26 protein-coding genes are annotated in these 25440 nt (G+C 64.2%); 7 read left to right on the top strand and 19 right to left on the bottom strand.

What is annotated here, in order from left to right:
* Window positions 1–53: 53 nt before the first annotated feature.
* From GRZ55_RS10295 to GRZ55_RS10310, 4 genes are all read right to left on the bottom strand, one after another.
* Complete coding sequence (locus GRZ55_RS10295) at window positions 54–1283, bottom strand: cytochrome c (protein WP_169286822.1); 1230 nt, start codon at window positions 1281–1283, stop codon at window positions 54–56.
* On the bottom strand, window positions 1280–3043 hold the full coding sequence (locus GRZ55_RS10300) for a GMC family oxidoreductase (RefSeq protein WP_169286823.1): 1764 nt from the start codon (window positions 3041–3043) through the stop codon (window positions 1280–1282). The genes GRZ55_RS10295 and GRZ55_RS10300 overlap by 4 nt, the downstream gene beginning before the upstream one ends.
* A gap of 23 nt (window positions 3044–3066) precedes the next feature.
* Window positions 3067–3726 carry a gluconate 2-dehydrogenase subunit 3 family protein gene (locus GRZ55_RS10305; protein WP_169286824.1) on the bottom strand — a complete coding sequence of 220 codons (660 nt, stop codon included), beginning with the start codon at window positions 3724–3726 and terminating at the stop codon, window positions 3067–3069.
* A gap of 207 nt (window positions 3727–3933) precedes the next feature.
* Window positions 3934–4122, bottom strand: a complete 189-nt coding sequence (locus GRZ55_RS10310) for a hypothetical protein (protein ID WP_169286825.1) — start codon at window positions 4120–4122, stop codon at window positions 3934–3936.
* Window positions 4123–4325: 203 nt separating this feature from the next.
* Here GRZ55_RS10310 and GRZ55_RS10315 point away from each other — a divergent pair, with 203 nt between their 5' ends.
* On the top strand, window positions 4326–5384 hold the full coding sequence (locus GRZ55_RS10315) for a DNA topoisomerase IB (protein WP_169286972.1): 1059 nt from the start codon (window positions 4326–4328) through the stop codon (window positions 5382–5384).
* A 26-nt stretch (window positions 5385–5410) separates the two neighbouring features.
* Here GRZ55_RS10315 and GRZ55_RS10320 read toward each other — a convergent pair whose 3' ends face one another.
* The gene (locus GRZ55_RS10320; protein ID WP_169286826.1) at window positions 5411–5599 is read right to left on the bottom strand and encodes a DUF3008 family protein; all 189 of its coding nucleotides are present in this window, start codon (window positions 5597–5599) and stop codon (window positions 5411–5413) included.
* Window positions 5600–5669: 70 nt separating this feature from the next.
* Window positions 5670–5957 carry a hypothetical protein gene (locus GRZ55_RS10325; protein WP_169286827.1) on the bottom strand — a complete coding sequence of 96 codons (288 nt, stop codon included), beginning with the start codon at window positions 5955–5957 and terminating at the stop codon, window positions 5670–5672.
* 128 nt (window positions 5958–6085) lie between these two features.
* Here GRZ55_RS10325 and GRZ55_RS10330 point away from each other — a divergent pair, with 128 nt between their 5' ends.
* The 3 genes from GRZ55_RS10330 to GRZ55_RS10340 all read left to right on the top strand — a co-directional run bounded on the left by GRZ55_RS10330 (window position 6086) and on the right by GRZ55_RS10340 (window position 9013).
* Complete coding sequence (locus tag GRZ55_RS10330) at window positions 6086–6661, top strand: sigma-70 family RNA polymerase sigma factor (RefSeq protein ID WP_246734660.1); 576 nt, start codon at window positions 6086–6088, stop codon at window positions 6659–6661.
* Window positions 6662–6940: 279 nt separating this feature from the next.
* Window positions 6941–7726 (top strand): hypothetical protein, encoded by a 786-nt coding sequence (locus tag GRZ55_RS10335; protein ID WP_169286828.1) that lies wholly within the window; start codon window positions 6941–6943, stop codon window positions 7724–7726.
* A 102-nt stretch (window positions 7727–7828) separates the two neighbouring features.
* On the top strand, window positions 7829–9013 hold the full coding sequence (locus GRZ55_RS10340) for a PQQ-dependent sugar dehydrogenase (protein ID WP_169286829.1): 1185 nt from the start codon (window positions 7829–7831) through the stop codon (window positions 9011–9013).
* Between the two features lie 105 nt (window positions 9014–9118).
* Here the strand turns inward: GRZ55_RS10340 and GRZ55_RS10345 are convergent, their stop codons facing one another.
* From GRZ55_RS10345 to GRZ55_RS10365, 5 genes are all read right to left on the bottom strand, one after another.
* Complete coding sequence (locus GRZ55_RS10345) at window positions 9119–9481, bottom strand: hypothetical protein (protein WP_169286830.1); 363 nt, start codon at window positions 9479–9481, stop codon at window positions 9119–9121.
* Window positions 9482–9717: 236 nt separating this feature from the next.
* Window positions 9718–10926 (bottom strand): mannonate dehydratase, encoded by a 1209-nt coding sequence (gene uxuA, locus GRZ55_RS10350; RefSeq protein WP_169286831.1) that lies wholly within the window; start codon window positions 10924–10926, stop codon window positions 9718–9720.
* Window positions 10927–10969: 43 nt separating this feature from the next.
* Window positions 10970–12250, bottom strand: a complete 1281-nt coding sequence (locus tag GRZ55_RS10355) for a TRAP transporter large permease (protein ID WP_169286832.1) — start codon at window positions 12248–12250, stop codon at window positions 10970–10972.
* A gap of 2 nt (window positions 12251–12252) precedes the next feature.
* The gene (locus tag GRZ55_RS10360) at window positions 12253–12765 is read right to left on the bottom strand and encodes a TRAP transporter small permease (protein WP_169286833.1); all 513 of its coding nucleotides are present in this window, start codon (window positions 12763–12765) and stop codon (window positions 12253–12255) included.
* A gap of 66 nt (window positions 12766–12831) precedes the next feature.
* Window positions 12832–13812, bottom strand: coding sequence for a C4-dicarboxylate TRAP transporter substrate-binding protein (locus GRZ55_RS10365; RefSeq protein WP_169286834.1), 981 nt, complete (start codon window positions 13810–13812; stop codon window positions 12832–12834).
* A 76-nt stretch (window positions 13813–13888) separates the two neighbouring features.
* On the opposite strand from GRZ55_RS10365, the gene GRZ55_RS10370 reads away from it, so the two are divergent.
* Window positions 13889–14599, top strand: a complete 711-nt coding sequence (locus GRZ55_RS10370; protein ID WP_246734662.1) for a GntR family transcriptional regulator — start codon at window positions 13889–13891, stop codon at window positions 14597–14599.
* Between the two features lie 10 nt (window positions 14600–14609).
* On the opposite strand, the gene GRZ55_RS10375 is transcribed toward GRZ55_RS10370, so the two are convergent.
* Both GRZ55_RS10375 and GRZ55_RS10380 read right to left on the bottom strand, forming a co-directional pair.
* Complete coding sequence (locus GRZ55_RS10375; protein ID WP_169286835.1) at window positions 14610–16106, bottom strand: ATP-binding protein; 1497 nt, start codon at window positions 16104–16106, stop codon at window positions 14610–14612.
* An 88-nt stretch (window positions 16107–16194) separates the two neighbouring features.
* On the bottom strand, window positions 16195–16890 hold the full coding sequence (locus GRZ55_RS10380; RefSeq protein ID WP_169286836.1) for a phosphoribosyltransferase: 696 nt from the start codon (window positions 16888–16890) through the stop codon (window positions 16195–16197).
* A gap of 63 nt (window positions 16891–16953) precedes the next feature.
* On the opposite strand from GRZ55_RS10380, the gene GRZ55_RS10385 reads away from it, so the two are divergent.
* Window positions 16954–18144, top strand: a complete 1191-nt coding sequence (locus GRZ55_RS10385) for a M20 aminoacylase family protein (RefSeq protein WP_169286837.1) — start codon at window positions 16954–16956, stop codon at window positions 18142–18144.
* A 5-nt stretch (window positions 18145–18149) separates the two neighbouring features.
* Here GRZ55_RS10385 and GRZ55_RS10390 read toward each other — a convergent pair whose 3' ends face one another.
* The 6 genes from GRZ55_RS10390 to GRZ55_RS10415 all read right to left on the bottom strand — a co-directional run bounded on the left by GRZ55_RS10390 (window position 18150) and on the right by GRZ55_RS10415 (window position 24205).
* A complete protein-coding gene (locus GRZ55_RS10390) occupies window positions 18150–19058 on the bottom strand; it encodes a nucleoside hydrolase (protein ID WP_169286838.1) in 909 nt (302 codons plus the stop codon).
* A complete protein-coding gene (locus tag GRZ55_RS10395) occupies window positions 19055–20389 on the bottom strand; it encodes an amidohydrolase family protein (protein ID WP_169286839.1) in 1335 nt (444 codons plus the stop codon). The genes GRZ55_RS10390 and GRZ55_RS10395 overlap by 4 nt, the downstream gene beginning before the upstream one ends.
* A complete protein-coding gene (locus GRZ55_RS10400) occupies window positions 20386–21447 on the bottom strand; it encodes an ABC transporter ATP-binding protein (protein ID WP_169286840.1) in 1062 nt (353 codons plus the stop codon). The genes GRZ55_RS10395 and GRZ55_RS10400 overlap by 4 nt, the downstream gene beginning before the upstream one ends.
* Window positions 21448–21458: 11 nt before the next feature.
* Window positions 21459–22247 carry an ABC transporter permease gene (locus tag GRZ55_RS10405; RefSeq protein ID WP_169286841.1) on the bottom strand — a complete coding sequence of 263 codons (789 nt, stop codon included), beginning with the start codon at window positions 22245–22247 and terminating at the stop codon, window positions 21459–21461.
* Between the two features lies 1 nt (window position 22248).
* Entirely contained in the window at window positions 22249–23073 is an 825-nt protein-coding gene (locus tag GRZ55_RS10410) for an ABC transporter permease (protein ID WP_169286842.1), read from the bottom strand.
* Window positions 23074–23173: 100 nt separating this feature from the next.
* Window positions 23174–24205: an ABC transporter substrate-binding protein gene (locus GRZ55_RS10415; protein ID WP_169286843.1), complete on the bottom strand. Its 1032-nt coding sequence runs from the start codon at window positions 24203–24205 to the stop codon at window positions 23174–23176.
* 289 nt (window positions 24206–24494) lie between these two features.
* Between GRZ55_RS10415 and GRZ55_RS10420 the strand changes: the two genes are divergently transcribed.
* Window positions 24495–25430: a nucleoside hydrolase gene (locus tag GRZ55_RS10420; RefSeq protein WP_169286844.1), complete on the top strand. Its 936-nt coding sequence runs from the start codon at window positions 24495–24497 to the stop codon at window positions 25428–25430.
* Window positions 25431–25440 lie beyond the last annotated feature (10 nt).

Consider the following 25440-nt stretch of genomic DNA (forward strand, 5'->3'; position numbering starts at 1 on the left):
ACCCGGGCTTCGGCCCGGGTCTCTCCAAGCCAGTCCATCCCGTTCGGCCGTGACTACTCTTCCAAAGCCTCGCGCAGATCCGCCACTTCGGAAGCGTCGATCAGGCGGGCATTGTTGCCCCAGGCGTGGCGGGCGTAGTTGAGTACATCCGCGATCTGTTCATCCGTCAGTTTCCACGAGAAGGCGGGCATGGCCAGGCCATGCGGCCAGCGTTCGGTCGGCTGGGCGCGGGCCCCCTCCAGCACCACGCGGATGATGGTCGTGGCATCGTCGGAGTTGATCTTGTTGGAGCCATCGAGCCGGGCGAAGATGTGGTCGACGCCGGCGCCGTCACTCCTGTGGCAGGCCGCGCAATTGTCGAAGAAGATTGCCTCGCCCGTTTGCATCACGGCATCTTCCGGCGGGTCGTAAGTATCTCGCGGCTCGTCGTCGAGATCCTTGAGATAGACGGCGATCGCACGGAGATCGTCCTCGCGCATCAATTGCGTCGAATAACCCACGACCTCGCCCATGCGCGACATGGCCATGGTGTGCTCGGCTCGACCGGTCGCCAGATAATCGACGATGTCGTCCTCGGTCCAATGAGAGATGCCACCATCCTGGCCGCCGCGAATGTTGGGGGCGTGCCAGTTCTCGAGCACCCCGCCGCGAAGATCCTCGCCAGCCGCATCGCCGCCGGTGAGCGTCTTTTCGGTGTGGCAGGCCGCGCAATGACCCGGTCCGCGCACCAGATAGGCGCCCCTGTTCCAGTCGTCGCTCTTCGTGGGATCGGGCTCGAAAACTCCCTGGTCGAAATTGAGCAGCTTCCAACCGCGCACTGCCTCGCGCACCCGAAACGGTGCGGCGAGTTCGGCTTCGGGAACGACGTCGGAGCGAATGGGCTCGATCGTCTGGAGGTAATCATAGATAGCATCCACGTCTTCGCGCGGCATGCGGGTGTAGTAGGGATAGGGGAAGGCGGGATAGAGCTGGGCGCCGTCGCGGCGCACGCCTTCATGGAGCGCACGCCAGAAATCGTCGCGCGAGTAACGGCCGATGCCTGTATCGTCGTCGAAGGTGATGTTGGGCGTGGTGATCACGCCGAATGGCGTTGCCATTTCCCGCCCGCCAGCCCACGGGATCCCGCCATTGTCCACGTCGGTGTGGCAGCTCACGCAGTTCGAGGCGATGGCAAGATAGCGGCCACGTTCGATCTGCGAGGAAGACAGCTCCTGGGCAAAGGCGGAAGCGCCGCCGGCGATGAAGGTCGCGGCAGTGGCCGCGATGAGCGCCTGCCGCCTCATGCCTGCACCATCGGGCCGGGGTTGCGGAGATATTGCTGCCGGATCGCCTGCGCCGACCAGTAGGTGAGAGCGGCGACTGTATCGGTCGGGTTGTAGCCCGCGTTCTGGGGAAACACCCCGGCTCCCATAACGAAGAGATTGTGCAGTTCCCAGCTCTGCAGATAGCGGTTGACGACGCTGTCGGCCGGCGTCTGGCCCATGATCGTGCCGCCGGTGTTGTGTGTCGTCTGATAGGGCACGATATCGTAGGTGTCGTCGGTGTACTGGTTCACGTTGATCTCGCGACCGCCCATGTTCTGCGCGATCTCCTCGGCGATGGGCGTGATGTAGTCGGACAGCCGCCGGTCGTTCTCGGTGAAATCGAAGGTCATGCGCATCAGCGGACGGCCCCAGTGATCGGTGTAGTTCGGATCGAGGTCGAGATAGTTTTCGCGATGCGCCATGGATGCGCCGTGCACGGAAAGGGAGGTGTGCTTGAGAAAGTTCTTCTGCACGGCCCGCTTCCATTCGACACCCCATTCGGGCGTGCCTTCAGGAACGGGATGGGATTCGATGGGCCGCTGATTGGTGGTCCATGACGCGATATAGGCACCGCCGATGAAGCCCAGGCCGGAGTGGTCGAAATTGTCGCCATTGTAGTCGTCCACCACCATGCCGAGCGCGCCGGCCCCAATGAACTGGTTGGTGAATTCCTCCTCGTAGAAGATGTCGACGCCCGACATGACCTGGTAGGTGTAGTTCTTGCCCACCAGCCCTTCGCCGGTGCGCGGATTGTAGGTTTCGCCGACACCTGAAAGCATCATCAGCCGGGTGTTCGACAGCTGGTAGCCGCACAGGATCACGATTTCGGCGGGCTGTTCCCATTCCTTGCCGTGCGCGTCGACATAGGTGACGCCGGTTGCGCGCTCCCCGTTCCTGTCCTTGAGTACCTTCAGCACTTCGCAATGGGTGCGCAGGGTGAAATTCGGCTTCTGCATCAGCACGGGGATGATCGTGGTCTGGGGGCTCGCCTTGGAGTAGTTGCCGCAGCCGAATTTCTCGCAGAAGCCGCAATAGGTGCAGGGCGCAAGCTGGACGCCGAGCGGATTCGTGTAGCCGCGGCTCATATTGGCGGAAGGGGCGGGGAAGGGATTTAGTCCCAGCTCGTTCGCGGCTGCCTCAAAACGATTCTGCGCGAACGTCATCTCCATTGGCGGGTTGGGGTATTCGTCGCTGCGCCAGCCCTCGAACGGATTGCCGCCTTCGACGATCCGGCCCTGGAGGTTGCCGGCCTTGCCGGATATTCCGCAGAGCTTCTCGAACTTGTCGAAATAGGGTTCCAGCTCGTCATAGGTGACGCCGTAGTCCTGGACCGTCATCTCGTCCGGCAGAGGGCCGTAGCGCTCCTCATTGTGGGTCCTTGCGATGAAGTCCGAGGGCAGGAAGCGGAAAGTCTGGCCGTTCCAGTGCACGCCGGCCCCGCCCACGCCCACGCCCGGCAGGTAGGAACCCCAGCGGCGGATCGGCAGCGCGATCTGGTTGCGGTTGTTGCGGAAGGTCTGGGTCTCGCGCGCCGTCTCCAGGAACATGCCGTGGCGCCAGTAGTAGCGCAGTTCGTCGGGGGCATGGGTCGTGGGAAAATCGGTGCCGGTGTCGCGCCAGCCACCACGCTCCAGTGCGAGGACTTCGAGGCCTTCTTCAGTCAGTTCCTGCGCCATTATGGCAGCCGTCCAACCGAAACCCACGAGCACCACGTCGACCGAAGAGCGTTTTTCCGCCATGCGCTGATTTCCTCTGTTTTTGTTCAACGGGACCAGTGCGGAGCGCCCATCAGCCCGACGGGCGGCAGGTCGACCCGCGCGCCATTGTGGTGCAGATAATCGCGATAGTCGTAGCGGGCGCCCGGAAAGCCGACATAGCGCCATCCGGCCATGTCGCGGTTGCCGCCATAGGCTGGATCGCAAAAGAAGCCCTCGATGGTCATTTCCTTGGCGAAGTCGAAAAACTGCTTGGCGGAAATACTCTCGAACTCGACTTCCTCGTCGTCGATCGCCGTGAGGACCAGATCCTGCTCCTCTTCGGTCAAGTCCGCGAAATCACGACCGTCGTGGGTCTGGCGGCAGTGGGCGTCCAGGGCGGCGAGACCGTGGCGCCAAAGGCCGGCTGGCGCGTGTTCCGACTGATAACCTTGCGTTTCCAAGGGTTCGGGAAATGGCCCCCGCATGTACCAGCGCTGACCGCGACCGTAAAAGCCGCTCAACTGGCGATCAAGGAATACGACCACATCCGCCTCGCGTGCTCCCGGCCCGCTCTCGTCGCTCGGGATGATCCTCGACGTCAGGGCATCCGCCGCGCGGCGTTCGGCGGGCGTGAAGAAATGTCCGTATTCGGTTCCGTAATAAGGTTCGTCAGCGACGTTGGGCGACCAGGGTGGAGCACTTCCCCCCGGGAATTCGCGGCTCATCGCCAGCTGCGGACCAAGAAACAGCGCCGTCCCTGCCGCGAGCGAATTTCGCAACAGGCTGCGCCTCGATATGCGGTGTGATGGCATCCCCTCTGCCTCCCTCGCAGCGGGCACACGACAGTTGTGCCCCTTTTTGCGAACGGGCAAGGGAGATGAAAGTTCCGAGATTTGTGACGAATTGCTGCTCAGGCCGCGAGCGTGAGCAACTCAATCCTGGTCCGAAAGACCCTCGTTGCGCTTGGCGAGGAGTACCGCCTGCAACTGCTCGGCGAGGCCCAACAGCCGTTCCGGCACCTTCTCGTGTTGGATCTCTTCCAGCAGGATGGACAGATCGTCGAGTTCGGATGCGGGTGGTGCTTTGGACAATTCAGCGTCGTTGGGTATGCGCGGTTTCATGGGGCCATCTTAACATATGAGTGTCCCTTTACGGCAAGCTATCAAGGTTGGACCATCAAAATGCAAGGCCGGAATTGCGAATGGCCAATTGCGGCAGGCTGCTGGAACCTTCTTTCAGTTCGACCATTCGGCTCTGACCGGGAGGTGAGGGCACTGCGCCTTCCTCTTTCAGACATCGCGAAAAGGGGCGCGCCTTGCGTCGCATGGATGGTAAGAGCCAGGTCTTTCTCGATCCGCGCGACGCGGCCCGGCGAGCGGATCTCGTCTATGTCACCGATGAAGAACCCGGTATCCGGCGGCTGCCGCACGGACGCGGGTTTCGTCTGGTCGACGCCGAAGGCAAACGGCTCGCGGCGCCAGAAGATCTGAGCCGCATCCGTTCGCTCGCCATACCGCCCGCCTGGACCGATGTCTGGATTTCGGCCGATCCAAATGCGCATATCCAGGCCACCGGACGCGATCTGAAGGGACGCAAGCAGTATCGTTATCATCCCGCATGGACCGTATGCCGCGACGAGGCGAAGTTCTCGACCCTTGCCGCGTTTGGCAAAGCGCTGCCGAAACTCCGTGCGCAGGCAGCAAGCGATTTGCGCAAGAGATCACTCGCCAGGGAGCGAGTGATCGCCAGCGTGGTCCTGCTCCTGGACGATACGATGATCCGGATCGGCAATGAGGCCTATGCCCGTGAAAACAGAAGCTTCGGCCTGACGACCCTGCGCCAGGACCATGTCGATGTGGAAGGCACGCAGTTGCGCTTCGCATTTCGCGGGAAGTCAGGCCAGGAGTGGAACGTGAAGTTGCGTGACCGTCGTCTGGCTTCGGTAATGCGCTCGCTACAGGAGTTGCCTGGGCAGAAGCTGTTTCAGTACGCAAGCGAGGAGGGGCCGCGACCGGTCCATTCGCATGACGTCAACGATTATATTCGCGCGGCCATGGGAGCGGAATTTTCGACCAAACATTTCCGAACGTGGGGCGCCACGAAGGCAGCCGCCTTCCAGCTTGGCAAGCTTCCACTACCGGAGACCCAGCGTCAGCAGACGATCATGCTCAATGCCTGCATCGACAAGGTGGCCCGGCGGCTGCACAACACGCGTGCCGTCTGCCGTCGCTGCTATATTCATCCGCAGGTAACAGAAGGCTGGCTCGCAGGGCGGTTGGAAGAAGAAATGCGCGACCTTTCCAGCCGCCATCGGCGCGCGGTTGCCGGCCTGGATCGGGAAGAGACAATCCTGCTGCGCTGGCTTGAGCGCAAGGCGAGTTGATCGTCGCTAGCCGAGCGGCAATACGCTCACGATTTGGAATCGTGTTCCTTCTTGCCCTTCCGCTTGGTCGAGGCCATTTCGCGAAGCTCCTTCTCGCTCATGCTGTCGGCCATCTGGCGGGAGGCTCCTTGCAGATCGGTTTTCTTGGTATCGCCACGCTTGGCTGACAGTGCGGCGCCTGCCGCTTTCTGCTGGGATTTCGACTTGGCTGGCATTGCATCACTCCTTGGTTGGGCAGCTCCGCCCGAGCGCCAAACCGAACATCTGCGAGCCTTCCTGGTTCCCTCACTCGGCGTCGACGGGAGCGTTGAAGGCGATCAGCATGGCGCGCAAAATCGGAAACCCGATCACGATGGCCGCGATAACGGCTCCGGCCACGGTGGCGCCCAGCAACAGGCCCATCGGCCCGAAGCCGTGGGGCAGCCGGCGCCGATCCTCCACGGCCCGACTATCCGTCCGGCGGTCAGCCGCTTGCGGCCCCGGTCCGGCGCTTTGCGTTTGCCTGTAGAGCATGAAGATGGCGCCCGCGAAGAGCGGGACGATGATGAGCAGAACGAGCCAGATAATCTCCATGGGAAGCCTCCTTCGGACCGAACCGCCACGTCGGAGGATCGTTCCGAGGGATTTTCCCAGCCCCGCGGAACCTACGTCCGCGATCTGCATTGAACCCTCAGGCGGGAATACGAGTACGGGTCCTATCCATGAATATGGTACCGAAGCGGCCGGCGGCGCAGCCTGCCGGCGAAGCCGAGATCGTAAAACTTCTGCCGGCCCTGCGTGCGTTTGCCCGCACGTTCCACAGAGATCGAGACGAGGCGGACGACCTCGTACAGGAGACGCTCTCCAAAGGGCTCGCCAACATGCATCAGTTCCGGCCGGGCACCAGCATGAAATCGTGGCTGTTCACGATCATGCGCAACACCTTCTACACCCAGATCAAGCGTAGCCAGCGTGAGCAGCCTGGCGCGGCGGACTGCATATCCGCCAAGCCTTCGACCAACGCGACGCAGGAATGGTCCGCCCGCGGCAAGGAGATCGCGGCCGCTCTTCAGCGCCTTCCCCAGGAACAGCGCGAGATCATCATGCTCGTCGGGGTCCTTGGCCAAAGCTATGAAGAGGCCAGCGAGATCTGTGGTTGCGCGATGGGGACGGTCAAGAGCCGCCTCAACCGAGGCCGCCTCAGGCTGCTTCAGGAATTGAGCGAGGACACGATTTCTGGGGCCTTGACGAACTCCGAGCTTCATCCCGTCAACTCGCCGTCCGCGGTTCGCGGCTGAACGAAACAGCCGCGCGGAACAGGTGCCTGCGTCTTCGGGTTGGGTTTCCAACCTAAGCGGAGAGCAGACTATGAATTCCTATTTTTCGAGCATTCTCGCGGAGTTCTCGCCAGCCTGGCTGCGCAGCCGGCTCGCGAAACGCCGAATCCTGGCGTCCCGACCTGCCGAGACTCCGGGCGCGGATTCCGCCGGTTTCCTGGAACATCCCCAGGAAAGGCCGGTTAGGGCAGGGACCCGAGCGTACGGGCAGCCCCACAAAAACAGGAAGAGGAACAGTCAATGAAAACCCGGATCATCGCAGCAGTAGCATTTTCACTCAGCTTCGGCACCGCCGCCATGGCGCAGACCACCGACATGGAAACGGGCTATGGCGCAGGCATGCCGGCGGGCTGGGAAGGCGACATCAGCGAGGCGTTGTTCGAGGATGCCGACAGCGGCGTTCTGCGCTCCGAAGCCGATGTGCGCGACAACTTCGAAGGGCTCAGCCCCGATCAGCAGGCCATGATCCGCTCGCATTGCGCGCTGGTCGACACCGCGGGTGCGACCGGCTACGGCGCAGGCACCGGCGATCTGGCCCAGGATCTGGACACGGATATCGACGATGACGTCGCCGAGTTCGACACGGACGCTGAAATCGAAACGGGCGCCGCCGACATGGATACGGATCTCGACAACGGCCTCGACGACGATCTGGCCGATCTGGACGTCGACGAAGAGATCGAGACGGGCGCGGCGGACCTCGACACGGAGGTCGAAACCGACACGGCGGCCGGCACGAGTCTCGACGAGGAAATCGAGACCGGCGCCGCCATCGGCAGCACTTCGGATGTCGATACCGATGTCGAGCGCGGCACCAACGTGGGCGCCACTTCCGACCTCGACAGCGAGTTCGAGACGGGCGAGGCCGACCAGGGCATCGACAGCGAGATCGAGACCGGCGCAACAGGTGCCTCCGATGTCGACGCGTTCGAGACCGAGACCGAGTTCAGCCAGGACATGGACGCCATGGGCGACGCCCAGATCACCGCGTCCATCGAGCAGGTGTGCGGCTGGATCGACCAGTAGTCGAACGATCGCTCTCCGACCACAGGGGCACGGTTCTGACCGTGCCCCTTTCCATTTCACCCATCGGCAGGGCCGCCGTTCGGCCCAGCAAGGGAGATACGCATGATTACCAAATTCGCCACGGCCGTCAGCACGGCCGCCATCACCGTTGCACTCGCCGCGCCGGCATCCGCCCAGGTGCCCGACTCGGTCGACACACAGGCCTATCAGATCGGTGTCGAGACCATTGTGGACGGGCTCGCGCACCCGTGGGCGCTGGCCTTCATCGACGAGGACCGCTTCATCGTCACTGAACGCGATACCGGCCACATCAGGATCGGCACGGTCGGTGGCGATCTTTCCGATCCGCTCGACGGATCGCCGGAAGTGTTCCGTTACGAGGGCGAGACCGAACGCAGCCAGTCCGGGCTGTTCGACGTCAAGCTGCATCCGGAATTCGATGACAACGACTATGTCTATTTCAGTTACTCCAAGCCGACCGAGCGTGGGGCTGCCGTCGCCATCGATCGGGCGCGACTCGTCTTCAACGGCGATCAGGCCGGCCTGGAAGACGTCGAAACCATCTTCGAGATGCAGGAGGACGACCAGGATTCGAGCGGCCTGCATTTCGGCGGGCGGATGGCCTTCGATCCCGATGACAACAGCATCTATCTGACCATCGGTGATCGCCGGAACATCTCGCGGGCCCAGGATGGCGCCGATCAGGCCGGCAGCGTGCTGCGCATGACCGATGAAGGCGAACCCCATCCCGATGGCCCCTTCATTTCGGCAGACTGGGTCGAGGAAGGGGAGCCCAACGAATACATCTTCGCCATGGGCAAGCGTAACCCCCAGGGCATCGCCTTCCATCCCCATACGGGTGAGCTCTGGCTCAACGAGCATGGCCCGGAAGGCGGCGACGAGGTCAACCTCATCGAAGCCGGTCAGAATTACGGCTGGCCCTACATCACGGCGGGCGAGGACTATTCCGGTGCACCCATCGGCGTCGGACTCGACAATGAGGGCATGATCGGCCCGTTCCACTTCTTCGAGGAGACGGTGGCGCCCTCCGGCAAGGCCTTCGTCGATGGCGGACCCTTCGAGGAATGGCACGGCGACATGCTGATCGGCGGCCTCGTTGCGCAGGGGTTCATCCGCCTGACGATTGCCGACAACGCCGTGCAGGATGAGGAATGGGTCGAGATTGGCCGCCGCATCCGCGACGTGCAGGTGCATCCCGACGGTTCGATCTGGCTCCTCACGGAGCATGAAGACGGCGAGGTGCTGCGGCTGACGCCGCAGGGCTGAACGAGCTTGCTCACCACCGTCGACAAAGGCGCTCCGCTGGCCCTTGGCTGGCGGCGCGCCTCTGCATGTTCCGCGTCGTCGGCCCGTTCGCCGGGCCGCTCAAAGTCAGATGTCGGTGGCGGGATCGGTTACGAGCTGAGGCAGCAGAGGCCGTAGTGCAACGGAATCCGCGCGGACAGTCCTGCTCTTTATCGGCCAGCCGGGGACCGACCACGCGACCGGCAACTCGATCGTGTAGCGGTGAGCCTTGAGGTCGAAGGAGATCATGGTGAAGCCGGCAGCCACGGCGTGAAGCGCGATGAGCTGCGCCAGTTCGTCATCCGTGAGTTCGCATTCGGCGAGGTCGGCATGAACCTCTTCCACTGCCCGGGATATCACGAGCAACTGGTTCTTGCTGCACCGTTTCAGGTAGGCTTCGATGGCGTTGATCGTTGTCATCTGCTGGTTGGTGATTGGCCGCTTGCCCATGGACAGTCGCATTCCCTTCGAAAAGCCGCGGCCGGAAGACCGCTCTTGCCGGAAAGCTGCACCCGTCGATGGCCGAACCCGGCCCGTCGAAGGATGCTCCAAGCATCCGGCGCGCCCGGAACAGACGGGCAGCGCTTCCTAACCGTTTCGCGCGATTATGGTTTCGCCGGATCGCTGCTGTCGCTTAAATATTTTAGAAACGCCGCAAGAAAGGTGTTGCGGCAGCTCGGGGCAACCTATTGCGGGAATCCGTGTTCCAGCGCGCGCATGACGCCGCGCAGTTCCGCCAGGCCCTTCATGCGGCCAATCGTCGGGTAACCCGGTTGCGAGCGCCGGCCAAGGTCGTCGAGAATGTCCTGGCCGTGGTCTGGCCGCATCGGGATGTTGTGGTCGTCGCGACCTTCCTGCCGGCGCCGTGCTTCCTCTCCCAGGATTTCGCCGATCAGGGCCACCATGTCGACGTCGCCGTCGAGATGTTCGGCCTCGAAGAAGGAGCCGACCTGGTCGGCGGTATCGCGCTTGACGTTGCGCAGATGCAGGAAATGCACGCGATGGCCGAGCCGACGCATCATGCCGGGCAAGTCATTGTCGGGCCTTGCACCAAGCGAACCCGAACACAGGGTGATGCCGTTTGCAGGACTGTCGACGGCCTCCAGGATCGCGCGGTAATCCGCCTCCGTCGACATGACGCGCGGCAAGCCCAGAAGTGGGAAGGGGGGATCGTCGGGATGGCAGCAGAGCCGCAGTCCGAGCTTTTCGGCGGTCGGCACGATCTCCTCGAGAAAGGCGATGAGATTGCCGCGCAACTGGCCGGCGTCGATGCCGTCATATTCGGCGAGATGCGCGCGCACGCCCTTGAGCGTCAGGTTTTCGGCAGCGCCAGGAAGCCCGCAGGTGACGTTGGTTGCCAGTGCGCTTTTCACGTCATCCGACATGGAGGCAAAGCGGGCTTTCGCCCGGCTTTTGAGATCTTCGCAATAGTCCGCCGGTGCGCCTTTGCGGGCCAGGACAAAGAGGTCGAAGGCAGCGAAGTCGACGAGGTCGAAACGCATGCAGGTTCCCCCATGCGGTAGCCGCCAGGCGAGGTCGGTCCGTGTCCAGTCGAGAACGGGCATGAAATTGTAGCAGATCACCTCAATGCCGGCCGCCGCGATGTTTTCCATGGAGGCGCGGTAATTGGCGATGTGCTCCCGCCAGTCGCCGCTCTGCTTCTTGATATCCTCGGAGACCGGCAGGCTTTCGATGACTTCCCATGCGAGGCCCGAGGCTTCGCCATTGCGGCGCGCGGCGATCTCGCCCTGCCTTCTGGCGATCTCCTCGGGGCTCCAGACCGCGCCCGTCGGCACGTGGTGCAGCGCGCTCACCACGCCCTGCACGCCGCTTTGGAGCATGTCGTCGATGCTCGCGGTGTCGTTCGGTCCGAACCAGCGCCACGTCTGTCTCATGCACTCGCTCCTGCGGCGCTGGCCGCCATCAAATGGTCAGGGTTCATCCGAAAGCGAGCCTCGGCAGGAACAGCACGATGTCGGGTATGAAGAGCAGCACCGCCACCAGCGCGACGATGGCCGCAAGGAAGGGAAGCGATTCGCGGAAATAGTCCTCGATCTTGCAGTTCAGCAGGCTGCAGACCGTGTACATCGCTACGCCCACGGGTGGCGTCATCGAGCCAAGCGTGACGACCGTCATCATCAGAATGCCGAAATGCACAGGGTCGAAGCCCACGCTGCGGATGACCGGGACAAAGATGGGCGTGAGCAGCAGCACCAGGATCGTGCTCTCGAAGAGCAGGCCGGCCAGGAACAGGCTGAGCAGGATGATGGCCACGACGAGATGCGGGTTGGCGATCCCCTCGAGAAGGACGCCCGCCACCTGTTGGGGCACCTGGAGGAAGATGATGGCGAAACCGATCATGCCCGACATCAGGATGATGAGCATGATCAGCCCGATGTCCGAGACGGCCTTGCCGAAAGCGCGCTTGAGGGCAGCGAGACCGAGCGAGCGATGCGCGAGTCTGCCCACGACCATCGCGTAGACCACGGCGAAGGCACCCACCTCGGAGGGCGTGAAGACCCCGCCCCGGATCGAGATCACGAGAAGGACGGGGAAGAGCAGGGCCCATTTGGCATCCCAGGCGGCCGAACCGAGCGAGCGCCAGGTGGGCGGTACGGAATCGGCCACCACGTAATTGCGCCGTCGCGCCACCAGATAGGCCGCGACCATGAGAAAGAGCATCATCAGGATGCCCGGCACGATGCCGGCAAGAAAGAGCTGGCCGATCGAGACCTGGCCGACATAGCCGTAGAGGATGAGGCCGATGGAAGGAGGGATGGTCGCCGTGATGAGCGAGCTGAGCGCGATGACAGCGGCGGTGTAGCCCTTGGAATAGCCCTGGCTGATCATGCGGGGGCCGAGGATACGCGCCTGCATGGCCGCGTCGGCGACCGCCGAGCCCGAGACGCCGCCCATCAGCGTCGACAGGATGATCGAGACCTGGGCAAGTCCTCCGGCCATCCACGCAACGGCGACATGAGAGAAGCGAAAGAGGCGATCGGTGATGCCGCTTTCGTTTATCAGATGGCCGGCCAGCACGAAAAAAGGGACCGCAAGCAGCGGGAAGCTCTGCGAGACCGTGGCGATGCGCTGCACGCCGATCGACATCGGCATGATGTCCGAGGTCAGGAAGAACATGAAGCCGGAGATGCCGATGGCAAATGCCACCGGAGCGCCCAGCAGGAGAAGTACGAAAAAGACGACGCCGATCAAAAGCAAGGTCAAAGCTCCTGATGGATGTCGGTGTCGTCATTGCGGTTGAAGATGAGGAGGCTACCTTCGGCACGCGCGCGCCAGGCTTCGATGCCGTTGGTGAGGATGGCCAGCGTCAGGAACAGGCAGCCAACCGGCACCGCGATGGTCACATAGGCATAGGAGAGGCCGCTATCGCCAAAGAGGCGCTCCCGGTTGAGCATGGTCAGCTTGTAGCCCTCCCATGCCAACGCGCTCATGAAGACCACGAAGACGACAGCGAGCAGGATCTCGAGATAAAGGCGGTGTCGGTGCGCAAGGTTGCGGACCAGGAGGTCGACGCCGAGATGCGCACGCTCGCGCATCGCGCGGGTCGCGCCGATGAAGCAGAGCCAGATGAACAGCAGCTGGGCGAGGTCGACGGACCAGATCAGCGGGCGGTTGAAGAAGCGCATGATGGCGGCCGTGAAGACCAGTCCCACGATGATGGCGAGCAGGCTCATGCCCAGCCAGAGCTCGATCCGGGCGATACGGCGCGACATGTCGTGCTCCTGTGCGCGACCGGGGCAGGCGGTGCGCCTGCCCCATGCCTTGAGGGATGCCGGATGCTATTCTTCGGCCATGGCGCGAAGCTGGTCGCGCAATTCGCCATAGCCGAGCTTGTCGTAGACGTCGGCGGTGGCTTCACGGAACGGTTCCGTGTCGATCTCGGCGATCACAACTCCCTTGGCGGTCAGGTCTGCCTCGATCTGGTCGAGCGAATCCTGCGTTCCGTAGGAGGCGATGTCGCCGGCCTTGAGCGCTTCCTCGCGCACGATCTGCTGGAGGTCATCCGGCAGGCTGTCGAACCACGCCGCCGAGGTCACCAGACCGGTGATCAGGTTGATGTGGCCGGTCTTGGTGATGTGGGTCACCACCTCGTCGAGATTGGCACCCACGATCGCCGGAAGCTGGGCCTCCGCGCCGTCGATGACGTTTTGCTGGATCGCCGAATAGACCTCGCCCCAGGGCATCGGAGTCGGCGTCGCGCCCATGGCGCTGATCGTCTCCATCCATACCGGCGCGCCAGGTGTGCGCATGCGCACGCCGTTGAGGTCGGCGGGTCCGTTGATCTCCTTGTTGGTGAGCAGGTGACGCTCGCCCTGCCACCAGTTGAAGCTCAGGACCTGGTGGCCCGAAGCGTCACGCAGCTTGTCCACCCACTCCTCGAACATGTCGGAGGTGACAACCTTGCGGATGCCGTCGTAGCCGGACGCCAGGAAGGGCGCGCCGAGCACGCCGAACTCGTTCTGGAAGACCGCGAGGCGGCCGCCGTCGACGACCACCGCGACGGGTGCGCCGGCGCGGGCCTGTTCAAGCACGTCTTCGTCGGGGCCGAGCTGCGAATTCGGGTAGAGGTTCACCTCCAGGCGTCCGTCGGAAGCTTCCGCGACATTGGCCTGAAATGCCTCGAGCCCCTTGTAGAGCGGGTCGCTCGTGGCGAGTGCGGTGTTGACGTTTAGCTGGTAATCTGCCGCAAGAGCGGAAGCGGACCAGGCAATGCTGACGGTGGCGGCGAGCGCAAGCGCTCGTAGGGGCAGTGATTTCATGATTTCCTCCCTGATCGCGGCTGGCTTTGTCCGCGTCATTGAAATAGACTAGTATGGTAGTATAATTGATGTCAACATGAACATGCCCTTCCAGTTGAACGCACTTGATGAAGACAGCGCCCGGCTTCGCCAGGCGACCATGGGCTATCGCGTTTACGAAGCGCTCAAGCAGGCCATCGTCCAGCTTCAGTTGCGGCCCGGCAACCTCCTCTCGGAGGCCGAGGTCGCGAAACAATTAGGGGTTTCGCGGCAGCCTGTGCGCGAAGCCTTCATCAAGCTCGCCGAGGTGGGTTTGGTTGAGATTCGACCGCAGCGCGGTACGTTTGTGGTGCTGATCTCGCGCAAGGAAGTCGAGAATGCGCGTTTCATCCGCGAAGCAGTGGAGGTCGCGCTGGCACGACGGGCTTCCGCCGAGGCTGCGCCGGAGGCCATCGAGAAGATGGCCAAATCGCTGGAAAGGCAGCGCGAAGCGCATCAGCGCGGCGACATTGCCTGGTTCCTGCGCGAGGACGAGAAATTCCATCAGGCGATTGCCTTGAGCGTGGACTGCGAACGCGCCTGGCGGCTGCTGGAGAACCTCAAGGCCCAGATGGACCGCGTCCGCTACCTCTCCATGCCGCTGGCAACGCCCGTCGAGACCCTGATCGCCCAGCATGAACGTATCCTCTCGGGCATCGAGACGGGCGACGCGGATGCCGCCGCCGTGGCGATGCGGGACCATCTGGCCGAGATACTCAAGTCGCTGCCGAAGATCGCGGCGGCCCAGCCGGACCTGTTCGTGGACTGACGCGGCTAGCCTATTCCGCGGCGTCGCGCTGCGTCTCGTCAGGCGCATCGGGGTGACCCGGCTCTGTCTCACATTCGAGATCGGGGAAGGCGAGAACGCGACGCCCGTGGAAGTCGGTGCGCACCACGAGCAGTCCCCGCTCCTCGAAATAGGCGAGCAGGCGCCGCGCGCGACGCGGCGAATGGCTGCCATAGGCGCGCGCGAGCGTCGCGTCGGAAGGGCAGGGGTCCTTGTTGGTCGCCGCGCGCGCAACCATCAGAAAGACGCCCTGAAGATCGTCCGGCAGCGTTTCCGAAAGCGCGAGCGCCCGTGCCCAGGTCTCGCCGCCCGATCCCTCGTCCACCCCAGCGCGTGCGACCGCCAGCCGGCGGCGGAAGGCTGCGAGCTGCAGCGGTTCGCCCTGCACGCGGCGGATGCGGCTGCGCACCAGGAAGTCCTGGTAGAGTACCGCGTCGGACCGAAAAGCCGCGTCCGGATCTTCCAGGATTTCGCGCAGCACCGTCTCGATGCCGGCCTCGCGCTCGGCTTCGTCGACGATAGGAAACATCGGCTCCTCGACGGGCTCCGGCGCGGGCTTCGGCCGCGAGATCTGGGCCAGCAGATCGACGGTGGGAACAGGCTTGGGCTGCGGCCGGCGGATCGGCACGATGGGCTCGTCGGGCGAAGGGGTGAGAATCAGATCGAGCGCGTTCTCGGGTGCTTCGGGCAAGGGAATGAGCTTCGGGCTGCTGGATCGCGCCGAGGTCTCGACCGGGCCGATGGTGATCGGCAGGGGGCGGCGCGAGAGCGCGGGCCCGAGCGCCACGAAATGGCCGCGCGCCAGATCGCGGAACATCTCGGCCTGGCGGCGGTCCATGCCGAGAAGGTCGGCGGCGCGCGCCATGTCGATGTCGAGAAATGTGCGGCCCATGAGGAAGTTCGAGGCTTCCGCGGCGACGTTCTTGGCAAGCTTTGCCAGGCGCTGCGTGGCGATGACGCCTGCCAGCCCGCGCTTGCGTCCCCGGCACATCAGGTTGGTCATGGCGCCGAGCGAGAGCTTGCGCGCTTCGTCGGAAACCTCGCCGCCGACAGCGGGGGCGAAGAGCTGGGCCTCGTCGACCACCACCAGCACCGGATACCAGTAGTCGCGGTCGGCATCGAACATGCCGCCCAGGAATGCTGCTGCAGCCCGCATCTGCTGCTCGACCTCAAGCCCTTCCAGATTGAGCACGACGGAGACGCGGTGCTGGCGGACGCGCGCGGCGATGCGGGTCAATTCGGCCTCGGTGCGCGCGGCATCGACGACCTGGTGACCGTAGCGTTCGGCCAGCGTGACGAAATCTCCCTCGGGATCGATGATGCATTGTTGAACCCATGGCGCGCTCTGCTCCAGCAGGCGGCGCAACAGATGTGACTTGCCGGAGCCGGAATTACCCTGCACCAGCAGCCGCGTGGCCAGCAGTTCCTCGAGATCCAGCTTCGCCGGGTCGCCTTTCGGCGCGGCGCCCATGTCGATGTCGACCTTCATGAGATGCCCTTTCTGCGCCTGTCCTTAGCATCTGCGCACCGCCGCCGCGAAGCGCCGCGAAGGGATACCCACAGGCAGGACCTTGCCATCATCCGGCCGCGTCCCTGACCCAGCCCTCCGGTGTCGACCGGAGGAGAGGGGAGGAAATAGCGCCCTCCACAGGCGGGACGATCGCCAGATCGGCGCGCGTGAGCATCTCTTCGAACCGCCGGCTCTGCAGCATGGCCGCCACCACACCCACCACATCGGCTCTTGCGGCTGCCAGCAGGGCAAGCACAGCGGCAATGGAGGTTCCCGTGCTGACCACGTCGTCCACGACGACCACGCGCCGGCCCTCGAGGACGGGCAGCATGCGGGGATCGATGTAGAGGCGCTTTTCCTGGCCGGGGCTGGTGATGGATCGCATCGGCCGGGACAGTTGTTCCTCGTACCAGAATTTCCGTGACGTTCCGAGGGCCACCATGCGCGTGTGGCCAAGGCGGCGTGCGACCCCGTTGGCCAGTGGCAGACCCAGCGTCGGCACGCCGACGATGATATCCGGATCGAGACGGCGCGCGATGTCGCTCATCGCCTCGCTTAGCGCATCCTCGACTTCGAAACTCGCCTGATTCACGATCAATGAGGCGACCGCGCTACGACCATCCCCCGGCAGCACGCGGATCGGAAGCAGCAATTGCCGTCCGTCGGGGAGAACGGCCGGGTAGGCCTCGCGGAAGGTGGCGCCTTCCGATATGTCATGCGAAAGCGGCGGCGCGAGCGTCTGCCAGTATTGATGGGGCTGCATGCAATGGCCTCTGTGGAATCGGCGGCACGGTCGCCAGGACGCACATAACGGATCGCAGGCGATATGGCACTGGACGAATCGACGATCACCCTGGATGCGGCCGAGATCGAGACGCTGACGGAACTTAGGCGCGATCTGCACGCCCACCCGGAACTGGGCTTCGAGGAGGTGCGAACCGCCGGCATCGTGGCAAGGCAGCTCGAGAAGGCGGGCATCGCGGTGCATCGGGGTCTCGGCAAGACGGGGGTCGTCGGCACCCTGAAGGTGGGCAGCGGCGGGCGCGCCATCGCGCTTCGCGCCGACATGGATGCGCTTGCCATGCCAGAACTGGCTGACAGGCCCTATCGCTCGACGGTCGGCAATACGATGCACGCCTGCGGCCATGACGGGCACACGACCCTGCTTCTCGGCGCGGCGCGGCATCTGGCCCGCACCCGCAATTTCGACGGCACGGTGCATTTCGTCTTCCAGCCGGCTGAGGAAGGCCGGGGTGGCGCCAAGGCGATGGTTGACGAGGGCTTCTTCGACCTCTTCCCCGTCGATGCGGCCTTCGGTCTCCACAACATGCCCGGGCTGGCCACAGAAGAGATGGCTGTTGTCGCCGGTCCGCAACTGGCCTCCTCCGATTCATGGGAAGTGGTGTTCACCGGCGTGGGCACGCATGGTGCCAAACCCCATCTTGGCCGCGACGCGGTTACGGCGGCCGGGCATTTCCTGACAGCCCTTCACAGCATCGTGGCGCGGGTGGTCGACCCGCTGCAACCGGCCGTCATCAGTGCCTGTGCGGTCGAGGCCGGCGATTTCCGGGCGCTGAACGTGATTCCCGACGAGGTCAGGATCGGGGGGACGGCGCGCGCCTATTCGGCCGAGGTTCGCGACGTCCTGGAGGAAGAGATCGGCAGGCTGGCGCACGGGGTGGCGGCGACCTTCGGCATTGAGGCGCGCTATGATTTCCTGCGGCGTATTCCGCCCGTCGTCAACGATCGGGCGGCGACCGAAAGCGCCTACCGCGCGGCGTGCCGAGTTGTGGGCGCTGAAAATGTGCGGACGGACTTCCCGCCCTCCACGGCGGGCGACGACTTTGCCTTCTTCGGCGCGCGGGTTCCCGGCTGCTACGTCTGGCTGGGTAACGGACCGGCCGTCGATGGCGCGCTGCACCACAACACGCGCTACGATTTCAACGACGCGGCGATCCCGACGGGCGTTCGATTCTGGACGGCGCTGGTCGAGCACGAGCTGGCGCGCTCGGCCTGAGGCTTTCAGGTGAGTGTTTGCGCCAGCAGTTCGAGGGCGCCCTTCGCGTCGACATCCATCGCCACGGCGATCTCCGGCACCTCGCTCGAGGGCGCCAGCGCCCCGCGATCCACCCCATTGCCGCAATCGATGGCCAGCCGCATGCGCCGGACGTCGAACAGCGCGGGCTGCACCGCAAGCAGCATGACGCAGGGGTCGTGCAGTGGTCGGCTCTCCTGATCGCGCGCGCCGGCGAAATAGGCCGCGATCAGATCGGCCGCCACCGCGCCCGGCAAGGTGCCGGAAGACCGCAGCCGGTCGAGATAGTCCCGATCGGCGCGCACCTTGCGCGTCACGTCCAGGGGCACGAGCGTGACGTCAAGCCCCGATTCCAGGACCCTGGCCGCCGCCTCCGGATCGCAGGCAAGGTTGAATTCGGAGCGCGGACCGACATTGCCGCGTTCGTTCACCGCACCGCCCATCGCGATGATCCGGCCGATGCGGCCGGCCGCTTCGGGGCTTTCGTCCAGAAGCAGCGCAACGTTGGTGAGCGGCCCCAGCGCGAGAATGTCGATGCTGCCGGCCGGGCGCGACATGAGCATCTCCGCAAGGAAGCGGGCGGCCGGCGTTGCGACCGGCGGCGACATGGGGCCAGGCAGGGGCACCCCGCCCAGCCCGTCATCGCCATGAATGGCTTCTTCGGAAATGCCCCGACCCACCAATGGCTGGGATGCCCCGGCAGCGACCGGAATGGTGTCGTGCCCGGCCGCCGCCAGAAGACGACCGGCGTTCCGGGTCGTCCGCTCCAGGCCGATGTTGCCGGCAACGGTCGTGACAGCGGCCACGGAAAGAGCGGGGGAGGCCAATGCGAAGAGAATCGCGATCGCATCATCGAGGCCCGGATCGGTGTCGATGACGATCTGACGGGGACTCATCGTTGGTCGAGCCCCGCATCGATCGCGGCGATCTCCAACCGGAAGCGGTCGGCCATCTGCAGCGCGTCGCGCATCACGCTGGCCTTTTCCAGCGTCGTCACTGTGCGATCGCGCAGGATCCACTCGCCCGCGACCATCACATCGCGGACATCGGTCGGCATCGAGGAAAAGACCAGCATGGCGTAGGGGTCGTAGATGGGATGCAACCGGGCGGCGGCGAGATCGATCCGGATCAGGTCGGCCTGCTTGCCGGGCTCCAGCGAGCCGATGGCAGCATCCATTCCGAGCACCCGTGCTCCTTCCAGGGTCGCCATGCGGATGACGTCGCGGGCCGGCATCGGCTTGCGCGACTGTCCGCGAATCTTCGCGAAAATCGACACGACACCGAATTGCGAGAAGAGGTCGAGCGTGTTCCCGCTCATGGCGCCGTCGGTGGCGATGCCGACGGCAATGCCCGCGGCGCGCATGTCGTCGACGCGTGCCATGCCCCGCCCGCCCTTGCCGTTGGAGCGCGCATTGTGGGCCACGGCCGCGCCGCTCTCGGCAAGGATGCGGATGTCGGCGTCATCCACGAGCAGGAAATGGGCGCATACCGTCTTGGGGCGCAGGATGCCCGTGCGCATGGCGAGTTCGACGGTCGAGACGCCATGTTCCTTGCGCGCCCAGGCACTCTCCGCCTCGGTCTCTGCCAGGTGGATCTGGATCGGCAGGTCGCCATGGTCGGCGGCCCATTGCGCAACCCTTTCCATCACGGCCGGCCCCGTCGAATAGGGCGCGTGGGGCGCGATGGATGGCGTCACGCGGGGATGATCGGCGAAGGTCTCGACCAGTTCCCCGGCGAGCGCGAAGCCTTCCTCGAAGTCCTTGTGATCCGGCGGATCGAAATCGGCCAGTGTCTGTCCCACGACGCCGCGCATTCCCGCCTCGTCGATGACCTTCCCGATCTCGGTCTCGTGGTAGTACATGTCGGCGACCGTGGTTACCCCGCCGGCGATCATCTCATAGGCGGCCAGCCGGCTGCCGATGCGCACCATCTCGGGCGACACGAATTTGCGTTCCAGCGGTAGCATGTAGCGAAACAGGCGGTCGTCGACATCCTCGCCCAGGCCGCGAAACAGGCTCATCGGCATGTGACAATGCGGGTTGACCATGCCGGGAAGGACGATGTCGCCTTCGACATCGAGGATCTCGGCACCGGGAATCGCGGGTGGCTCGCCACCGCCCAGCGCCACGATCCGGTCGTCCTCGATATGAATCCAGCCGGGCCGATGCTCGCACATCGCTTCGTCGACGGCCAGCACCCAGGCATTGACGATGAGGCGTTTGCTCATTCCGGCGCCAGGATGGCGCATTGATCGATGACCGGCACGAGCCAGGCCTTCTCGCCGATGGAGAGGGGAGATGACAGGGGACCGTTGGCCACCAGATGGCCGGCTCCGGTCTCACATTGGTACTGGTAGGCCCGTCCGAGATAGGTCCGCAGCCCCAATGTGGCGGGGATGCCGCCAGTGGACGGGTCGCTCGTCACCAGGAGCCCGTCAGGGCGTGTCGCCAGGACGAAGCTGTCGGGGATCTCGCCGAAGCGCTGGGCCGACAGCTTCAGCTTCGCGCCATCAGCCGTACGGGCAACAACGCTTCCGCCCTCGCGCGTCTCGACCTGCATCGAAATGAGGTTCTCGAATCCCACGAAGCGCGCCACGAAGGCGTTGGCCGGACGCTGATAGAGCGTCTCGGGCGTGTCGAGCTGCATGATGCGGCCCTCGCTCATGATGGCCACGCGGTCCGAGATCGAGAAGGCCTCCTCCTGGTCGTGCGTCACATAGACCGAGGTCGTACCGTTGGCGCGCTGCAGCTGGCGAATCTCGACGCGCATGTCCACGCGCAGCTTGGCATCGAGATTGGACAGAGGCTCGTCGAACATTAGCAGCGGCGGCTCGATGACGAGCGCACGCGCCAGGGCGACGCGCTGCTTCTGGCCGCCTGACAGCGCGGCCGGCAGACGGTCGGCGAGATGGGCGAGGCCGACGCGCTCCAGCATCTGCGTGGCTTTGCGGTTGCGATCGGCGGAAGCCACACCGCGCTGCTTGAGGCCGAAGCCGACATTCTCGCGCACGCTCAGATGCGGAAACAGGGCGTAGTTCTGAAAGACCAGGCCAATGTTGCGCGCGTGGGCCGGCAGGCGCGTCAGATCCTTGTCGCCGAGCCGGATCGTGCCCGAGGTCGGCTCCAGGAACCCGGCCACGAGACGCAGCGTCGTCGTCTTGCCGCAGCCCGACGCGCCGAGAAGCGAGACGAGTTCACCGTCGCGGATGTCGAGGGAAAGATCCTCGAGCACCTTGGTGGTGCCGTAATGGGCCGTGACGGACTGAATGGATAGGGGAAGGCTCACGGGATTATCCCTTATTTCGCGACGATGGTCAGGCCGAGCGTGCGTTCGACGATGGCCATCACGATGACCGTCAGGACCATCAGCAGCACCGAGACCGATGCGATGGTCGGATCGAAGAACTGCTCGACATGGGCCAGGATCTGAATCGGCAGCGTTGAGATGCCCGGCCCGGTCAGGAACAGCGAGACCGACACGTCGTTGATCGAGGTGATGAAGGCCAGGATGAAGGCGGCGATCACGCCCGCCCGGACATTCGGCAGCACGATGGTGAAGAACGTCTTCAGCGGCGGGCTGCCGAGGCTGATGGCGGCCTCCTCGATGCTGAAGTCGAAGGAGGAGAGTGCCGCCGAAATCACCCGCACCACATAGGGCAGGACGAGCAGCGTGTGGCCGATCAGCAGCGTCATGAAGATCGGGAAGCCGGCGCCCACATTGATCGAGCGCAGCAGCGAGAAGCCAAGCACGATCTCCGGCACCAGGATCGGCAGGATGAACAGCGTCGAGAGCCAGCCCGGCAACTGGATTCGGTAGCGGTTGAGAGCGTAGGCCGCTGGGATGCCGATGATGAGTGCAAGGCCGGTCGCCAGGAACGCGATCTGCAGCGAGGTGACGATCGTGCGCCTGAAGGCGCTGATGTTCCAGATGTTCTCGAACCAGTGCAGAGTGAAACCCTGCGGCGGGAAGGTCAGGTAGCTCGTGTCACTCACCGACGCGCCGAAGATGATGATCAGCGGGCCCAGCAGGAACAGATAGACCAGCGCGGCAAAGGCGATCAGGAATGGGTTCACGCGTGTTGTCATCTCACACCGCCATCGGGTTCAGGCGGCGCGCGATGCGCGTCATGACCAGCACCGTGACGATGGTCACGACCACCATGATCGCCGCAATCGTCGAGGCGCCGGCCCAGTCGAAGGCGACCATCGCCCGCTGGTGCAGGAAGGTGCCCATGACCATCTGCTGGTCGCCGCCCAGAAGATGTGGGGTGGCATAGGAGGTGAAGCTCGCGGTAAAGACCAGCACCGCGCCGACGATGAGACCGGGTGTGGCGAGCGGCAGGATCACCTGCCGGAAGGTGCCGACCGGCGTGGCGCCGAGCGAGGCGGAGGCTTGCACCAGATCGTCGGGAATGTTGTCGAGGACGCCGACGAGCACCAGAACCATCAGCGGCACGAAGAGATAGACCATCGCCACGATCACCGCGCCCTGCGTGTAGAGCATGGTCACCGGCGCGTCGGTGAGGCCGATCCACTGCATGAAATTGTTGAGGATGCCGTTTCGGCCCAGAACGATCAGCCAGGCGAAGGAGCGCACCACCACGCCCGTCAGCAGCGGAAAGACGGCAAGCACGATGAGGATGGACTTCAGCCAGGGTGGGCTCTTGGAGACGACGTAGGCTGTGAGAAACCCGACGAAGAGAGAGATGACCGTCGTCGCGAAGGCGATCTCGAAGGTGCGCCAGAGCACCGTGCGGCGGAAGCCGGACTCGAAATACCAGATGTAGGGGCCGAGCAATCCGCGCGGGTCGGTGAAGGTGACGCTGATCGTTGCGGCGACCGGCAAGATCAGGAAGATCACGACCGCCAGCGTCGCGGGCGACGCCATGATCCAGCCTGCGAAGCGTTTCATGTGACGATATCTCTTCGATAGGATCCGCCGCGCGTGCGGCGGTCAAGCAAACGGGGCGGCCGGCGCCGCCCCGAAAGCGATTGCGGTTGTCAGCCGGCGCTTACATGCCGAAGGTTTCGTTCCAGCGGTCGATCCACTCTTCCTTGGCGGCGTTCATCTTGGTGTAGTCGATGCGCTGCAGGCTGGAGATCATGTCGTCGCCATAGGTCCACTGCGCGGCCTGCTCGTCGGTGAGGTCGACAGCTGTGTGGACGGGCGCGTCGATGCCCTCCTCTGCCAGGCGCTGCTGGATTTCCGGCGAGAGCACGAAGTTGATGTACTCATGCGCCAGTTCGACCTCTGCTGCGCCCGCGGGGATGTTGATGGTGTTCAGCGTGGCGATCGAGCCTTCCTCGAGATCGGCCCATTCGACCGTCGGCACCGCTGCCTTGATCTGGCCGAGCGCGAAATCCTGCGCGATGGATGTCGTGATCTCGCCGGTCGAGAACAGATTGATCATCTCTGAACCGGTATTGTAGTTCTTCACGACGTTGGGGCGCAATTCCTCGAGGGAGGCGAAGGCGGGGCCGGCGTCTTCGAATGCGTCCGTGCCGGCATGTTCGCCGGCCTTCAACACGACCATCGGACCAGCGGTCGTCGTGATGCCGGGCAGCGAAATCGAGGAAGCGAGGTCCTCGCGCCACAGATCGTTCCACGAGGTGATGGGTTCATCCACCTGCGCGGTGTCGTAGACGATGCCGACGCGGCCGATCGTATAGGCCGGGCCGTATTCGCCCTGAGGCGCCTGGGCCATCTCGTAGAGGCCTTCGATGTTGGGAACCATCGAGCGGTCGACCGGCTGGAACAGGCCGAGTTCGGCGCCCATCTGGGAGAAGCTGTCGGTCAGATAGATGACATCGACGCCGCCGCCCTGGCGCATCTGGACGCGGTTGAGACGATCGGCATTGTTGCCGGTCTCAATGACGATCTCGCATTCGCACATCTCCTGGAAGGGATCCAGGATGATCTCCTGCAGCTTGTCGCCATTGAAGCCCCACCAGGAAATGGTGAGGGTCTTCGACATGGCCGGCGTCGCCGCCATGGCGGCCGCCACAGCGAGGACGGAGAGGGCTGTTCCCCTTGCGATGTTCATGGAGGCAATTCCTTTCTGATTTGTCGGCCGCGACTTCTAACGGAACGCGGATGTGCCGAAAGCCTAATTTTTGTCCATCCACAGGGCAAGCTCATTTATAGGGCACACGCGGCGCGCGTGGTTTGCGATCGTCACAATCGCCGACACGAATTCACGGCACGGGTTGGCAGGACAACGGCCTCGCCGGTGGGAGGTGGGCTTGGTCGGCTGGGTCGTGGATTTGGGCGATGACAGCCGGTCGGGCGCAGGCTATCTGGCCCCAGTGGAACGATTCAATCAGGCGACACGCATGACCAACAGGCTGATACTCGATACCGATGGCGGCGTGGATGACGCCCAGGCGCTGATGATGCTCGTGGCCGGCGGCCGCGCGCCGGACGCCATCACCACCACATTCGGCAATGTCGGCCGCGCGCAGGCGACGCGCAACATTCTCGATACGCTCAGCGTGTTGAATCACGGCATTCCCGTTCACGAGGGTGCGTCACGCCCGCTCGTGCAGCCGGTCATCGATGCCGCGGCCATCCATGGCGCGGACGGTCTTGGCGGTGCGCCCCGGCCTGCCGCGGCGGCAGCGCCGGCAAGCGCCGATGCCGTGGAGTTTCTCCGCGCCTGCCTGGCCGAGGCGGCCGCGCAAGGGCAGGCCGTCGACATCCTCGCCATCGGACCTTTGACCAATATCGCGCTCGTCCTGCGTGCCGACCCCGCATGTGCGGCGGGTATTGGCCAGCTGACCATCATGGGTGGAACAGTCAACGGCCGTGGTAATGTCACTCCGGCGGCCGAGTTCAATATCTATGCCGATCCGGAAGCCGCCGAGATCGTCTTCTCGGCAGGTCTCGACATCGTGCTCGTGCCCTGGGAGACCTGTGCGGCACACTTCGTGGACGGTCCGGCCGTGGACGATCTGTTCGCCGGAATGGATGAGACAGATGTCTCCCGCTTCGCCAGGGCACTCGCCGATCACGCCAGGCGCGTCACGGCGGGTTATGGGCATGGCGACATCTTCCGTTTTGTTGATCCACTGGCCGCAGCGGTGGTCATAGATCCGGCCATCGCCACCGAGATGCTGCCGGCGGCTGTGTCGGTTGCGCTCGCTCCGGGGCTGACGCGCGGCATGACTGTCGTCGATCCCAGCGGACGGCTCGGGCCGAAGACCGTACGCGTCCTCATAAAGGCAGACCTGTCGCAGGTGGCCGGTCTTTTCGGGCGTTCGCTCCGCTAGCCACTTGAGA

The sequence above is a fragment of the Chelativorans sp. ZYF759 genome, assembly GCF_012911015.1.
GTDB lineage: Bacteria > Pseudomonadota > Alphaproteobacteria > Rhizobiales > Rhizobiaceae > ZYF759.